The sequence below is a fragment of the Amycolatopsis sp. NPDC088138 genome (assembly GCF_044741685.1).
Lineage (GTDB): Bacteria > Actinomycetota > Actinomycetes > Mycobacteriales > Pseudonocardiaceae > Amycolatopsis.
Map to the genome: position 1 here is coordinate 284,553 of NZ_JBIUTB010000004.1, position 14,700 is coordinate 299,252.

Below are 14,700 nucleotides of genomic sequence, written 5' to 3' on the forward strand. Positions count from 1 at the left end.
GTCGAGGGGAGTGGCTCGTGAAACGCCGGGTATCGATCGGACTGGCCGTGGTGCTGCTGCTCGCGGTCGTGGCGGTGATCGTCTGGGGACGCGGGGACGACAGCGCGCAGGGTGGTGACCTGACCACCGTGCGCGGCGTGATCGGCTCGGAGAAGCAGGCCTTCTTCACCGACCAGCGGGTTGTCGACGCCTTCGCCCGGCACGGCTTGAAGGTCGAGGTCGACACGGCCGGGTCGCGCCAGATCGCGACCACCGTCGACCTCGGGAAGTACGCGTTCGCGTTCCCGTCGTCCTCGCCCGCGGCGCAGAAGATCCAGCGTGACCGCAAGGTGACCACGGTCTACACACCGTTCCAGTCGCCGATGGCGATCGCCACCTTCGAGCCGATCGTCGCGCTGCTGAAGGCGAACGGCGTGGTGCACAAGGGCGCCGGCGACTACGACGTCCTGGACGTCGCGAAGTACCTGGACGTCGCGAAGGCGGGCACGCGCTGGGACCAGCTGCCCGGCAACACCGCGTACCCGGCCCGCAAGAACGTCCTGGTCACGACCACCGACCCGCGCGAGTCGAACTCCGCGGCGATGTACCTGTCGATCGTCTCCTTCGTGGCCAACGGCAACACCGTCGTCAGCACGCCGGACCAGGAGGCGAAGGTGCTGCCGTCGGTGTCGAAGCTGTTCCTGGACCAGGGGTACACGCAGAACAGCACCGAAGGGCCGTTCGAGGACTACCTGTCCGCGGGCATGGGCAAGACGCCGCTCGCGCTGATCTACGAGTCGCAGTACGTGGACCGCGTCGTCCGCGGCGACGGCTCGATCCGGCCGGACATGCGGATGATCTACACGGCGCCGACGGTGTACTCGAAGCACACGCTGGTCCCGTTCAGCGGCGACGGCGACAAGGTCGGGCAGCTGCTCGCGACCGACCCGGAGCTGGGCAAGCTCGCCGCGACGTTCGGGTTCCGCACCACCGACCCGAAGCTGTTCGCCGACGTCGGTGCCAAGGCGCACGCGCCCGCCGACCTGGTGGACGCCGTCGAGCCGCCGTCGTTCGAGACCCTGGAGCGTCTCCTCGACGCCGTCGGCAAGCAGTACTGACATGGACGAATTCACCCTCACCCCGCCGGAGCCGGTGACGGCGATCCCGGCCGAGCGGGCCGCCGGACTCATCACGCTCGGCGAGGACACCCGGGCGGAAATCACCGTTCGCGCCGGGGAGTTCACCGAGCGGCTCGAAGCGCTGGACGTCAAGTCGCCGGAGTTCACCGACCTCCTGGACGAGCTGCTGGCCGTCGGCGAGGCCGACATGCGGGCCGCGGCCGGCGTCGCGGGGGCGATGCTGGACCGCACGAGCCGGGCGCTCACGGCCTCACCCCAGGAACACGTGACGACCAGCCTGACGAGCCTGCGCCGCACGGTCGCCGAGCTGGACCCGGCGAAGCTGCCGCTCACCGGGCGCAAGCTGCTCGGGATGTTCCCGGTCGCGGCGGGCGCGAAGCGCGCGCTGGACCGCTACCGCGCGGCGAACGAGCCGGTCAACGCGCTGGTCGTCGACCTCCGCGGCCGTCAGGACGTCCTGCGCCGCGACAACGCCGCGATCAAGGGCGAGCGCCAGCGGCTGTGGAAGGTGATGGGGAAGCTGGCCGAAGCGGCCGCCTTCGCCGAGGCCGTCGACGGGGCGATCGAGACGCAGGCCGGGGTCTTCGACTTCACGGATCCCGCGCGTGCCAACGCGTTGCGTGGTGACGTGCTGTACCCGATCCGGCAACGGCACCAGGACCTGCTGACCCAGCTCGCGGTCAGCGCGCAGGGCTACCTCGCGCTGGACCTGGTGCGCAAGAACAACGACGAGCTGATCCGCGGTGTCGAGCGGGCGGTGTCGACGACGGTGTCCGCGCTGCGCGTCGCGCTGCTGGTCAGCGGTGCGCTGGCGAGCCAGCGCGACGTCCTGGACGAGGTCGCGGCGCTCCAGGCGACCACTGACGGGCTGATCCGGGCCAACACCGAGCTGCTGGACCTACAGTCCGCGGAGATCCGCAAGGCGAGCAGCGACCCGGCGGTCGCGACCGAGACGATCCGCGCGTCCTTCGACCGGATCTACGCCTCGATCGACGCGATCGACGGGTTCCGCGCCGACGCCGTCCGCACCATGGCGACCACGGTCGAGTCCCTGTCCGGCGAGATCCGCCGGGCCGAGGACCACCTGCGCCGCTCGCACGAGGGGGAAGTATGAAGAAGCTCTTTCTGGTGGCCCTGAGCGCGGTCTTGCTGGCGGGGTGCTCCGACGCCTCTCCGTCGGCGCCGCTGGGGGATCCCGAGCCGGGCACGCTCAGGATTCTCGCGGGCAGCGAGCTGGCGGACATGCAACCGGTGCTCGACGAGGCCGAAAAGGCCACCGGCGTCAAGGTCAAGTTCACCTTCACCGGCACGCTGGAAGGCGCCGAGTCGCTGGCGAACGGCAGTGTCGACGGCAAGTACGACGCCGTCTGGTTCTCGTCGAACCGGTACCCGGCGGGGATTCCCGAAGCGGCGAAGCGGCTGGGGAACCAGGTCAAGATCATGAGCTCGCCGGTGGTGCTGGGGCTCTCGGCGTCGTCCGCGCAACGGCTCGGCTGGACCGGGAAGCCGGTCGGCTGGGGCGAGATCGCCGCGCAGGCCGGCAAGAAGGCGTTCACGTACGGGATGACCGACCCGTCGGCGTCGAACTCCGGGTTCTCGGCGCTGGTCGGCGTCGCGTCGGCGCTGGCGGGCGCGGGCAACGCGATCGACGCCCAGCAGATCGCCGCGGTGACCCCGCAGCTGACGCAGTTCTTCAGCGCGCAGGCCCTTTCCGCCGGGTCGTCCGGCTGGCTGTCGGACGCGTACACGCGGCGCGCGACCGGCCAAGACCCCGGCCAGAAGGTCGACGGGCTGATCAACTACGAGTCCGTGCTGCTGTCGGCGAACGCGTCCGGGAAGCTGCCGGAACCGCTCAAGGTGATTTACCCCAGCGACGGTGTCATCACCGCGGACTACCCGCTGACGCTGCTCGCTTCCGCGGGGGACGACGCCCGGTCCGCGCACCAGCGGCTCTCCGACTACCTGCGCACCCCGGACGTCCAGAAGAAGATCATGGACACGACGCAGCGGCGGCCGGTCGTGCCCGGCGTCGCGCTGGGGCCGCAGTTCGCGCAGCGCGACCTCGTCGAACTGCCGTTCCCGGCGACGCAGCAGGCGGTGGACGCCCTGCTCCAGGCCTACTTCGACAAGATCCGCCGCCCGTCGCGGACCTTGTACGTGCTCGACACGTCGGGTTCGATGGAGGGCGACCGGATCGACGCGCTGCGCACCGCGCTGGCCGGGCTGACGGGCGCGGACAACTCGCTCACCGGGCGGTACCGGCGGTTCCGGAGCCGGGAGGAGGTGACGATGCTGCCGTTCAACACCGGCCCTCAGGCGCCGCGGACGTTCACCGTGCCGGAGCAGGATCCCGCGGCCGAGCTGGCCCGGATCAAGGCGTTCGCCGAAGGCCTGAACGCCCGAGGGGGCACGGCGATCTACGACTCCCTTTCCCAGGCCTACCGCGTGCTCGAACCGTTGGCGGCGCGCGATCCCGACCGGTTCACCTCGATCGTCCTGATGACCGACGGGGAGAACGCGAACGGCTCGTCACTGCCGGACTTCCAGGCGTCGTTCGGCTCGCTGGCGCCCGCGATGAAGGGGGTGCCGGTGTTCACGGTCCTGTTCGGCGAGGGTTCGAGCGACGAGCTGACGCAGGTCGCGACCATGACCGGCGGCAAGGTGTTCGACGCGCGGAAGGTCCAGCTTTCCGAAGTCTTCCAGGAGATCCGCGGGTACCAATGATGCTGCGTTATCTGGGCTCGACCAAGAACCTCGCCGGCTGCGTCGGCGGGCTCGTCGGCCTGGGGTTGTACCTGACCGGCGTGGTCGGTTCGATCTGGCCGGTGGTCGTGATCGCGCTGTACGCGGTGGGTGCGCTGCTCGCGCCGCCGGAGAAGGTCCGGCTGCTGCCCGACACCTCGGGGGAGCTGCGCGCGTCGTTGGAAACGCTGGTTTCCTCGGTGTCCTCCCAGACGTCGCGCATGCCCGCGTCCACTGTGGACACCGTGCGGCGGATCGCGGAGGTGCTGCACGACCTGCTCGCGCAGCCCGCGCGGCTGTCGGCCGATCCGGACCTGCAGCACTCCGTGGTCCGGCTGGTGCGGACCGATCTGCCGCTGTCGGTCGAGACTTTCCTGAACCTGCCGTGGTGGTTCGCGTCCCGGCGGGCCGGCGCGTCGGACGAACTGGTGGCGCAGCTGGGCTTGCTCGAGGCGGAGGCGCACCGGATCGCCGAGCGGTTCTATTCGGCGGACGTCGACCGGCAGGCGGACCACACGCGTTACCTGCGGGACCGGGACGCTTGATTGCCTTGCTGTGTCAGGGTTTCCCGGTTGTACCCGTGTGAGTGATGTGTTCGAACGGACGTTCGAGTAGCTTCGTTGGAGTAGGTCGTCTCCGATGAAGGGAAAGCTATGGACGCGTACCGAGTTTCGGCAGGGTCAGGGTCATCGCCGCGGTGGTCAGCCAGCTCAGCAAGTCGGTCAGGGGAATGCGGGAAAGCCGTTCCGGCCATTCCTCCGCCACGGTGTGGAGCACGAGTTCGTCCTGCCGTGGTTCCACCTTCGTCAGCGTTATGCCGGGCGGGAGTTCCGGCAGCGGAAGCACGATCGGGCGGAAGCGCGCCGGTGGTTTCAGCTGACGGCGTCCGATGTGGAGGGTTCGCGGCACGAGCACCACGGCGTCGTCCTCCACCCGGGCCTCCAGGGTCAGGTGGCCCCACTGCGGGCGCTTGGCCCAGTGGATCTGGAGCAGGCCGCTTTCGGCCGGCGCGGCGACGATCCCGGGGCGGACTGCCGCCACCCGTTCGCGCAGCACGTCCGCGGACACGGCGATCCGCAGCTCGACCCGCGCGGGAATGGCGGCCGGAGTGGGCAGCGAGCGGAGGCGGACGTCCTCGGCGAGCACGGTGACCCGCTTGAGGAGGATGCTGCGCTGCTCGCCGGTCTCGTTCGCCTGCTCGGGCCAGTCGACGTCCTCGGCGACGATGCGTACGTCGCCGACACGTCCGGTGGCCAGCCTGAGGGTATCGGCCGGGTAGTGGAGCTCGGTGAGCGTGAGGCCGACTTCGCGGCCGTCCACCTTGGTGGTCAGCCGCCGGCCGACGAGCTGTTCGGTGACACTCCGCAGAACGGCGGCGGGCGTGACGGGAACGTTCGGAAAAAGCGAACGCCCGGCCGCAGCCCAGCCGTCGAACCATCTGCCGTCACTCATCCGACCAGTGTCGCCGAAACCTGCACCGGCTGCTGAAGCCGGGGCGTGGCAGAAAGGAGGGAGAGGAGGCCGACGCCGAGATCATCGGCGCGAAGGGCCTTGGTGACCAGCTCGAACGCTCCGGCTGGGGTGTCGTCGCGACGTACGCTGCGGTCCCGGATTCGCCACTCCGTTGGTGGTGCGATGACGCGTTCCCGGACCTGCCCGTCTGCGGATCGGTAGTTCACCGTCACCCGGAAGTCTCAAGGTGAGACAGATCGCGGATTCCGTTGGGACACAGCCTGCTGCTGATGCCCGCCGCGGAACAGTGCCGTCCCAAGGTGAGTCGTGAGGCGAAGCCAGATCGCGAGTCACACGACCTGGCCACCCATACCGCCGCCGTTCGCCGTCAGGCAGTCACCCGAGTGGGGTGCCACCTGCCGTCACCGGAGGGGGCGGTGACGGCAGGTGGCCGTTCAGGGGTGTCGGCAGGCGACCGCCCATTACCGGCCGGCGAAGCGGGCGATGATGCCCGTGACGACCAGCCAGAACACCGCGGCCAAGCCGAAGTCCAGGATCACGGCGAGGCTGGGGTTGCTCACCGGGAACAGGCCGGGCCAGAACAACGCGAGAGGAACCGCCAGTGACTTGATGAAGACGAAGAAGGAGTTACCGGCATTGGCGCCGGCGAGCACCATGATCATGTAGAGAACTTCGATCCCCGCGAAGATCGCGCCGATCGCCGTGATGACCCGCACGGCCGTGTTCCGTCGAGTGGTGGTTCGCCAAGGAGACATGCCGCGGAAATTCCCGGATTGGGTGGTCCGTCAAACGCTTCAAGGCCCAGATTGCGCCGTTTGGCCGCTGTTATTGCTCTCCGCTCGGTAACGAGCACGCTCAGTGAACCGGGTTCAGTGCGGCCCTTTTTCGCCGAGCAACCGCGCGATCGCCCAGTCCTGCACCGCGACCCCGACGGACTTGAACACCGTCCGCCCGCCGACCACTGGAGGCTCCTGAAGCGCCGTTCCCAGTTCCACCAGCGAATCCCGCGAAAGCAGGCCGTTGTCCACCGCGTGGATCACCTCGCCGGCCTCCTCGAGGACGGCGTCGATCTGGTCCACCACAACGCAGCCGGCCGTCGCGAGCAGCTCGGCGGGAAGCTCCCGCATGGACGGCAGGTACGAACCGATGGCGTTGACGTGGACGCGCTCCGGCAGGGCGTCGACGTCGAAGAGAGGAGTGGCCGATGAAGTAGCACAGCAAACGATCTCCGCGTCGGAGACCGCGTCCTCGACGCTCGGCGCCACGCGCACGCCGGGGAACTCCTCCCGCAACCCGTCGGCGAACTCGGTCGCCCGAAGCCGGGAGCGTCCGAACACCGTCACCTGCCGCACCGGGCGCACTGCCGCCACCGCGCGGACCTGGTCCGCGGCCTGGGCGCCGGTGCCGATGACGGCCAGCCGGCTCGCATCCGGTGGTGCCAGCAGATCGGTGGCGACACCCGACACCGCGCCGGTGCGCAAGGTGGTCACCGCGATCGCGTCGGCGACCAGTTGCGTCTCGGGGGTGTTCCACACCAGGGTCCCGAGGATCATCGGGTCGCGGCCGGCGACGAGGCTGAGGGTCTTCACCGCCGTCCGGCCGGTGGGGGTGTGGCAGGCGCTCATGACGAGCGTCGTGCCGCCGTCGAACGACAGGCGTTGCGGCACCTCGAAGCGGCCGGCGGCGAGGTCGAGGAAGGCCTCCCGCACCGCGTCGACGGCGGCCGGCATCGGCACGGCCGCCCGGACGTCGTCGGCGTCCAGCATGCTTCGGCACCCCCTCGTGGTCGTGGCGCTAGCCTGGCCGAGTGTCCGATGCCACGCAAGATCCACCCGTCGAAGACCAGCGGTTCTTCCGTGACGACTGGTACGGCGAGGAGATCACCGGGCGGCACTACACGCGGTGCGAGTTCCACGAGGTCGACCTCTCCGAGGCCGTCACCCGGAACTCGACGTTCACCGACTGCGTGTTCGGCAACGTGCGCTTCAACGCGTCGCGGCACACCGACTCGGCCTTCACCGGCTGCGCCTTCAAGCGGTGCAACTTCTTCGACGCCGAGTTCACCGGGTGCAAGCTCGTCGGGGCCACGTTCAGCGAATGCGAGTTGCGGCCGCTGCGGGTGACGGGCGGCGACTGGTCGTTCGCCGGACTGGCGGGCGCCGACCTCCGGTCGGCCGCCTTCCACGGCGTGCGGATGCGCGAGGCCGACCTCACCGGGGCGAACTGCGCCGACGCGGTGTTCGCCGACGTCGACCTGTCCGGGGCGATGCTGCACGCCGTCAAGCTGTCGTGCGCCGACCTGCGGGGCAGCGACCTCTCGGCGCTCGATCCGGTGAACGCCGAGCTGGCCGCGGCGATCGTTTCGCCGGAGCAGGCTGCGGTGCTCGTCACGTCGCTGGGGCTGCGGGTCCGGGCGTAGGCTCGCCTCCAGCAGGAGGGAGTGCCGGATGGGTGTCGTGACACCGGGGTTCCAGGGTCGTGCCCGCAGCGGCAACCCGCGCCTGCCGCCCGGCCAGTACCTGGCCGAGGACTTCCCGGTGCTGTCGGCGGGCCCGACGCCGCGCGTGCGCACCGAGACGTGGGAGTTCACGGTCACCACCGAGACCGGCGAGAAGCACGCCTGGAGCTGGGCCGAGCTGATGGCCCTGCCGAGCGAGAAGTTCACTGTGGACATCCACTGCGTCACCCAGTGGTCCAAACTGGACACGCGGTGGCGCGGCGTCCCGGTGGACACCCTGATCGGCGGCCTCGACACCGCGGCGTACTACGTGATGGTGCACTCCTACGGCGGGTACACCACCAACCTGCCGCTGGCCGACCTGCTCGACGGCCAGGCCTGGGTCGCCTACGAGTACGGCGGCAAGCCGCTCACCCCCGAGCACGGTGGCCCGGCGCGGCTGGTCGTGCCGCACCTGTACTTCTGGAAGTCGGCGAAGTGGGTGCGCGGGCTGGAGCTGAAGACCCGGGACGAGCCGGGCTTCTGGGAGAACGTCGGTTACCACGACTACGGGGATCCATGGCGCGAACAGCGGTATCAGGGCGACTAGCCTGGCGGGTCGCCCGCCTGGCCGAGTTCCGCGACGAAACCCCCACGGCCCGCACGCTGGTGTTCGACCTGCCCGGCTGGCCGGGACACCTCGCGGGACAGCACGTCGACGTCCGGCTGACCGCCGCCGACGGCTACCGCGCGCAGCGCAGCTACTCGCTCGCCGCCCCCGCCGACGCCGACCGCGTCGAGCTGACCGTGCAGCGCGTCCCCGACGGGGAGGTGTCCGAGCACCTCGCCGGCCCGTACGCGATCGGCGACCCGGTCGAGATCCGCGGCCCGGTCGGCGGCTGGTTCGTCTGGCGCCCGGCCGACCCCGAGCCGGTGCTGCTCGTCGCCGGCGGTTCGGGCATCGTGCCGTTGATGGCGATGGTCCGCGCCCGCAGGGCCGCGGGCGTCCGCACGCCGTTCAAGCTGATCTACTCGCTGCGCACCCCGGCCGAGCTGTACTACGCCGACGAACTGCGCAAGCCGACCGCGGGCCTGGACGTCACCTACGTCTACACGCGCGAACTACCGGACGGCCGCGAGGGAATCCCGCGCCGCATCAACGTGGCAACGCTCAACACGGCAGCCTGGCCCGCCGAGTTCGGCGCGACATCCTTCGTCTGCGGCCCGACGGCCTTCGTGGAGACGGTGGCGGACATCCTGGTGGCCTTGGGCCACGACCCCCACCGCATCCGCACGGAACGCTTCGGCCCCAGCCGCGACTGACCCACACCACCAACCGGCGACGGCGAGCAACCTGACGGCGCCGCCCTCTGCCGCGATCGACCCACGCCGTCGGCGCCGCGGCGCCGGGACGCTCGAGTAACGCGGCCGCACCGGGTCCAGCCGCGACTGGGCACCCGGCCGGCGCCGTGAGTCGAGGACTCCGAGACCGAGCCAGTCCGCCACCCGGCTGCGACGGATGGCGCCTCCAGTACCAGGTGCGGAGGCAGGCCGGCGCCGCCGGCCGGCCGCGACTGAACCGGCCCGCCCACGCGGGAGTGTCGGGTCTGCTGTTTTCCTCGGCCGCGCCGGGCCATGGCCGCGGCTGAGCGATCCGCCGTCGCCAAGGATGCGGGCCTGCGGTGCCCAGCCGCGACTGAGCCACTCGCCAGCGCCAGGCGTGCGGGCCAGCGGTGCTCAGCCGCGATTGAGTCACCTGCCAGCGCCAGGCGTGCTGGGCCTGCGGTGCTCAGCCGCGATTGTCACCTGCCTGTGCCAGGCGTGCGGGCCTGCGGTGCTCAGCCGCGACGGAGCTACTCGCCAGTGCCAGGCGTGCGGGCCTGCGGTGCTCAGCCGCGACGGAGCTACTCGCCAGTGCCAGGCGTGCGGGCCTGCGGTGCCCAGCCGCGATTGTCACCTGCCAGCGCCAGGCGTGCTGGGCCAGCGGTTCCCAGCCGCGCCCAGCCCCGGCAACTACCAACCAAGCCGCGCAGCCAACTCCCCTAGGGACTGTCGGGGCGAGAAAGCAGTTCGCGAAGCGTGGCCAGCAGCTCCCGGCGGTCCGCCGCGCCCAGCTTCCCGCGGATGCGGGCCATGTGGTGCTCCACCGTCTTGCCCGAGATGAACAGCTTGCTGCCCGCCTGCTTGTACGTCAGGCCCTCGACCACCAGGCGGGCCACCTCGAGCTCGCGCTCGCTCAGCGCCGCGAGGCCGGTGCCCGAAGACGCGGGTTCCGCGGCACCCGCCTCGCGGCGGATGCCCGTTCCCTGGAACTGGCGGGCCGCCTCCAGCAGCTGGACCATCGCCTTGCGGTCGGACGTGCGGATCGCCGCCTGGCCGGCCAGGCGGGAGGCGTCCCAGCACAGCCCCAGGTCGTGCAGCTCCGCCGCGGCCGCCGAGATCTCGTCCGGGTCGAACGTGCCACCCAGGACGGTCAGCCAGCCCTTCGCCGCCGCGGCCAGGGCGCTGGGGTGACGGCCGCAATGCGCGTGCGAGGTCAACGTCGCCAAGTGCGCCTTCGCGGCTTCGGCGTCCTCCAGCGTGATCGCCGCGTGCAGCTCGTGCCAGACCAGCGAGACCGTCCACAGTGGAGGTTCGCCGAGCCGGGTCAGCAGGCTGTGGGCGCGTTCGAGCTGGCCGGCCAGCTTCGCGTGGGTACCCGTGCGGGCCGCCGCGATCGCCAGCTCGCCCAGCGGCAGCAAGGTGAACAGGTCCGTCTGCTGCCGCATCGACGCCTGGTACGCGCGGGCCCACGACCGCTGCAGCCCGACCAGGTCGCTGGCCCGCCGGGCCAGGCCGAGCTCGAGCGTCGCGAAGAACAGCTCGTCACGCGCTTCCAGCGTGTGGCCCGAGACGGCGTCGCGGTGTTCCGCGGCGGCTGCCAGGTCGCCCGCGGTCATCGCCACCCAGCCCAGCAGCAGCCGGTGCCGCACGGCGAGGAGGTCGCCGCCGATGCGGCCCTGCAGGGCGCGGCTGAGCACCGACTCGGCCAGCGCCAGCTCACCGGTGTGCAGGGCGGCGAGCGCGGCCAGCGCCGCGGGGCTGTCCGGCAGCAGCGTGCCGCCCAGCGCCGGTTCCAGCATCGCCGCCGCGCCGAGCAGGGTGGACAACGTCTCGTTCGCGCAGCCGGACACCGAATCGACGAGGCCGCGGGCCATCCGCGTGGCCGCGCCGGCGAACAGCGTCGGGGCGAGGCCGGGAGCGGGGGAGTCGAGCAACCGCCGGGCGCCCTCGATGTCGCCGGTGCCGACCAGCGCCGTCGCCGCGAACGCGTCGGTGCCGCCACGGCCCGCCGCGAGGTGCACGCCGGCGCTGGCGGCCCACTGGTAGAGCTCCGCGCCGCGGGCCAGTTCACCGCGGTGGGCCAGCACGGTGGCCGCGATCTCCGCGCCGGCCGCTCGGCTTTCGGGGTCGGCCGCGCCGAGCATCCCGTCGCCGAGGCGCAACGCCGTGTCGAGGTCGCCGGACAGCCCCGCCGCGCGGGCCCAGCCCGCCGTGACGGCCGGGCCGCGGTCGCCCGCTTCGGCGGCGGCTTCGAAGAGCTGCGTGGCCAGGCGGGCGTCCGTCGGCAGGGCTTCGGCGGCCGCCGCGGCGAACGCGGCCGCCGCGGACGCGCCCGTGCTGCCGGTGCCGAGCAGGGAACGCGCCAGGTCGAGCACCGGGAGGCCGTTCGCCAGCTGCAGTTCGACCAGCCGCTGCACCGTGGTCAGGCGCCGGGCGGGCGGCCCGAAGTCGCGGACGGCACCCGAGGCCAGCGGCAGCAGCGTGTCGTCCGGGGCGAGCAGACCGGTCGCGCGGGCGCCGTCGACGATCCCGGGCAGCTGGTCGGGCGTGCGGTCCAGCAGCGCGCACAGCAGGTCGAGGTTGCGCCCCGCGCCGGCTTCGGCGGCGATCAGGTAGCGCAGGACGTCGTCGTCGAGCTCGTCGAGCTCGGGCCGGAACTCCTCCAGCCGCCCGAGCAGCGCGCGCTCGGCCAGCCGCGGCACGCCGCCGCTCGCGGCGTGCAGCTCGGCCGCGGCGGCCGGGTCGGCGGGCTTGCCGGTCACCGTCTCGATCAGCCGCGCGACGTCTTCGACGCCGAGCGGGCCGAGCTGCACCAGCGTCCAGCCGGGCGCGATCGCGGCCGGCCGGTGCGCGACGACGATCGGGCCTTCGGCGCCGGCCAGGAGCTCTTCGAGCTGGTCGGCGCCGAGCCGGTCGGCGTCGTCGACGAGCAGGGCGTTGGCACCGGCCTGCTGGTAGACGCGGGCGAGCGCGGCGAGCAGCACGCTCTTGCCGTAGCCGCCGGGGGCGACGACGGCGACCCGCAGCGGCGCGGCCGGGTCGGCGGCGACCTGGTCGAGCAGCTGCCGGGCCGCCGGGTGCACGGGGACGGGGTGAAGCGGGGCGGCCTGCGTGAGCAGAGTGTTCAACAGTGACCTTCACCGGAGGGGGCGCCGGGAGCGGCGCAGTGGCTCGGGGTGGACTGGCTGGGGGCATGGGACTGGTCGGGGCCGGCGTTGGCTTCGCGGGCGGTGAGGGTGATCAGCACGGCCGAGACACCCGCGGCGAGCACGAGGATCGCGGCGGCGAGCGGGCGCCGACGCCGGAACAGGTCCATCGGGCCGCTGCGCTCGGGCAGCTCGAACGGCGTGATCTCGACCGGCGGCCGGGGTGGCCGCTCGCCGAGCTCACCGAGCGTGTCCATCCGGGGGAGCAGGGTGGTCTCGACGGCCGGGGGTTCCTGGGGGGTGGCCCGGTGGTCCGCGCGCAGCCCGGCGAGGGCGGCCGCGCCGAGCGCGGTGGTGGCCGGCGGAACCGGTCCCGCGAACATCGGGCACGGCGGCCGGGAGGGCAGCGCGTGCGGCGGGACGTCGCCGCAGAACACCACGCCGGCGAGCCCCTTCGGGGACATCGAGGCAGTGCCGGTTAGCGCGAACAGTGTGCTCAACGCGGCCGCCGGGGACACGCCTTCGGCGCTCGCCGCGATCTGCCAGCCGTTCGCGCCGGTCGGCGTCGCCAGGCTGACGTTCACGCCGTCGGCGCCGAACTCGCACACGCCGGCGGCGGTCACGCCCGGGCCCGGCACGGGCAGGTGCGCGCCGAGCGCCGCGATCGAGCCGGGGACCAGCGTCACCGCCGTGAACCCGGCGTCGGCCAGCGCCCTCCGCAGCACGTCACGGCGGTAGCCGCCCCAGTCGCCGGGGTGGGTCAGCACCAGGTGCCGCGGGGAACCGCCGAACTGGTTCGCCGCGTGCTCGGCGATGCCTTCGACGAGCACGGTGGTCAGCGTCTCGGGCGGGAAGGACTCGCCTTCGACGACCATCGGCACGTCGTCGCCGATCCGCCGGTGGAAGCCGGTGAGCAGCCGGGACGGGACCCGGGCGCCCGCCTGGGCCGCCGCGTCGCCGGTGAGCAGGTACCCCTCGTCGTCCAGGAACAGCGCGGACGCCGCGGCGGGGGACCGTTCACCCAGCCAGAGGAGCTCGGGGTCACTCCAGCCGGGGCCGTGACGGTGGCAGATCGCGGCGTGGGTCCGGCCCTGTGCCACATCGATCCCGAGGACGTAGGGCAACGGCGCTTCCTCCTCACCTCGCGGGGCCGATCGGGGGTTCGAAATCCCCCTAGGGCTCGGGGCATCCTCACCCAAACGGGTTAGTCAATCAAGGGTCTGGAGGGATTTAACCCAACTGAGTGCGTCTCGGATGAGCCCCTAACTCCCTAACGATGACATATCGATCCCCTATCGGCTGAGCCGGTCGCAACTCGGAGTGATCCCCGATGTGGGGTGGGGGTCCGGCTCCCTAACTTGGCCATGGACACCGGTCCCAGCGGCCGATGCCGTCCCCCGAACACCGGATCAGGAGAACCCCCATGGACTCCGTGCAGACGTTGCACGACTTCGCCCTCAACCTGCTCAACGACCCGACCGCCCTCGCGGCCTTCGGGACGGACCCGCAGCAGGCTCTCGCCCTCGCCGGCCTCGGTGACGTCAGCGCCGCCGACGTGCACGAGGTCATCCCGCTGGTGCTCGACTACGTGCCGGTCGACAGCCTCCCGGCCGTCGGCGGCCTCCCGCTGGTCGGCGACCTGACCTCGGTGGGTACCGACACCACCGGCATCCAGGGCGCGATCGACCAGCTCACCGCCCTCACCGCGGGCCTCGGCCTGCCGACCACCTCGGCACTGCCGGGTGTCGGCGACCTCGGCGTCGGCGAGCTGCCGGGCCTGGGCGACCTGCCCGTCGGCGAGCTGCCCGTCGCGAACGAGATCACCAACGCGGGCAACGTCACCGCGCTGGCCGGCAACGTGACCAGCGTCATCATCGGCGGCGACCTGGCGGGCGGCCTCGACTCGGCCGTGCTGACCAACCTGACCGCGGCCCCGGCCTACCTGACCGACAACGAGTCCGGCGTCGTCGCCGGCGCGGTCGACCAGGGCTACCAGGCCGTGGGCGGCGTCATCGACCAGGCCCACCAGGCCGTCGGGACCGTCAACGCCGAGGTGAGCACGGCCACCGGCCAGGTCCACGACGTGACCAGCGGCCTCGGCCTCAGCGACACCGTGAGCGGCCTCACCGGCCACATCGGCGACTTCTCCGGCATCCTCCAGGGCGCCGGCGACGTCGCGTCCTCGCACGGTGGCCACGGCGTCGGCCACGGGCTCGGCGACGTCACCAGCGTCGTGACGAACGCCACCGGCATCAACGTCGAGCACGACGTGGCCGGTGCGGTCGGCGACATCGCCAGCGGGAACAGCGCCGGCACCGCCGTCCACGACGTGGTCTCCGATGTGGCGGACGTCAGCCACAACGCGCTGGGCAACCTGCACATCGGCGACATCGCGTCGAACGACATCCACCTCGGGCACTGATCCCCGAACCGGTCACCGGTGCCCGTCCCGCGGTCTGGG

General features: G+C 71.9%; 14 protein-coding genes. 8 read left to right on the forward strand and 6 right to left on the reverse strand.

Annotated elements, in window-relative coordinates; all coding sequences use genetic code 11:
• Window positions 1-17: 17 nt before the first annotated feature.
• From ACIOD2_RS22725 to ACIOD2_RS22740, 4 genes are read left to right on the forward strand one after another with little or no spacing between them, the layout of a single operon-like run.
• The gene (locus ACIOD2_RS22725; protein ID WP_400541195.1) at window positions 18-1,097 is read left to right on the forward strand and encodes a hypothetical protein; all 1,080 of its coding nucleotides are present in this window, start codon (window positions 18-20) and stop codon (window positions 1,095-1,097) included.
• A gap of 1 nt (window position 1,098) precedes the next feature.
• Window positions 1,099-2,232 (forward strand): toxic anion resistance protein, encoded by a 1,134-nt coding sequence (locus ACIOD2_RS22730; RefSeq protein ID WP_400541198.1) that lies wholly within the window; start codon window positions 1,099-1,101, stop codon window positions 2,230-2,232.
• Complete coding sequence (locus ACIOD2_RS22735; protein WP_400541201.1) at window positions 2,229-3,842, forward strand: substrate-binding domain-containing protein; 1,614 nt, start codon at window positions 2,229-2,231, stop codon at window positions 3,840-3,842. The genes ACIOD2_RS22730 and ACIOD2_RS22735 overlap by 4 nt, the downstream gene beginning before the upstream one ends.
• Window positions 3,839-4,405, forward strand: a complete 567-nt coding sequence (locus tag ACIOD2_RS22740; RefSeq protein WP_400541204.1) for a hypothetical protein — start codon at window positions 3,839-3,841, stop codon at window positions 4,403-4,405. The genes ACIOD2_RS22735 and ACIOD2_RS22740 overlap by 4 nt, the downstream gene beginning before the upstream one ends.
• 106 nt (window positions 4,406-4,511) lie before the next feature.
• On the opposite strand, the gene ACIOD2_RS22745 is transcribed toward ACIOD2_RS22740, so the two are convergent.
• From ACIOD2_RS22745 to ACIOD2_RS22760, 4 genes are all read right to left on the reverse strand, one after another.
• Entirely contained in the window at window positions 4,512-5,312 is an 801-nt protein-coding gene (locus ACIOD2_RS22745; protein WP_400541207.1) for a hypothetical protein, read from the reverse strand.
• Window positions 5,309-5,545, reverse strand: coding sequence for a hypothetical protein (locus tag ACIOD2_RS22750; RefSeq protein ID WP_400541210.1), 237 nt, complete (start codon window positions 5,543-5,545; stop codon window positions 5,309-5,311). The genes ACIOD2_RS22745 and ACIOD2_RS22750 overlap by 4 nt, the downstream gene beginning before the upstream one ends.
• Before the next feature lie 249 nt (window positions 5,546-5,794).
• Entirely contained in the window at window positions 5,795-6,049 is a 255-nt protein-coding gene (locus tag ACIOD2_RS22755; RefSeq protein WP_247061574.1) for a hypothetical protein, read from the reverse strand.
• A 153-nt stretch (window positions 6,050-6,202) separates the two neighbouring features.
• Window positions 6,203-7,099: an ornithine cyclodeaminase family protein gene (locus ACIOD2_RS22760; protein WP_400541213.1), complete on the reverse strand. Its 897-nt coding sequence runs from the start codon at window positions 7,097-7,099 to the stop codon at window positions 6,203-6,205.
• A 41-nt stretch (window positions 7,100-7,140) separates the two neighbouring features.
• Here ACIOD2_RS22760 and ACIOD2_RS22765 point away from each other — a divergent pair, with 41 nt between their 5' ends.
• The 3 genes from ACIOD2_RS22765 to ACIOD2_RS22775 are packed head-to-tail and all read left to right on the forward strand — an operon-like array spanning window position 7,141 to window position 9,093.
• Window positions 7,141-7,752: a pentapeptide repeat-containing protein gene (locus ACIOD2_RS22765; protein WP_400541216.1), complete on the forward strand. Its 612-nt coding sequence runs from the start codon at window positions 7,141-7,143 to the stop codon at window positions 7,750-7,752.
• Window positions 7,753-7,780: 28 nt separating this feature from the next.
• Window positions 7,781-8,380, forward strand: a complete 600-nt coding sequence (locus ACIOD2_RS22770; RefSeq protein WP_400541219.1) for a sulfite oxidase-like oxidoreductase — start codon at window positions 7,781-7,783, stop codon at window positions 8,378-8,380.
• The gene (locus ACIOD2_RS22775; RefSeq protein ID WP_400541222.1) at window positions 8,350-9,093 is read left to right on the forward strand and encodes a ferredoxin reductase; all 744 of its coding nucleotides are present in this window, start codon (window positions 8,350-8,352) and stop codon (window positions 9,091-9,093) included. The genes ACIOD2_RS22770 and ACIOD2_RS22775 overlap by 31 nt, the downstream gene beginning before the upstream one ends.
• A 719-nt stretch (window positions 9,094-9,812) precedes the next feature.
• Here the strand turns inward: ACIOD2_RS22775 and ACIOD2_RS22780 are convergent.
• Window positions 9,813-12,221, reverse strand: coding sequence for a LuxR C-terminal-related transcriptional regulator (locus ACIOD2_RS22780; protein ID WP_400541225.1), 2,409 nt, complete (start codon window positions 12,219-12,221; stop codon window positions 9,813-9,815).
• A complete protein-coding gene (locus ACIOD2_RS22785; RefSeq protein WP_400541228.1) occupies window positions 12,218-13,363 on the reverse strand; it encodes a molecular chaperone DnaK in 1,146 nt (381 codons plus the stop codon). The genes ACIOD2_RS22780 and ACIOD2_RS22785 overlap by 4 nt, the downstream gene beginning before the upstream one ends.
• A gap of 299 nt (window positions 13,364-13,662) precedes the next feature.
• Between ACIOD2_RS22785 and ACIOD2_RS22790 the strand changes: the two genes are divergently transcribed.
• Window positions 13,663-14,661, forward strand: a complete 999-nt coding sequence (locus ACIOD2_RS22790; protein WP_400541231.1) for an IniB N-terminal domain-containing protein — start codon at window positions 13,663-13,665, stop codon at window positions 14,659-14,661.
• Window positions 14,662-14,700 lie beyond the last annotated feature (39 nt).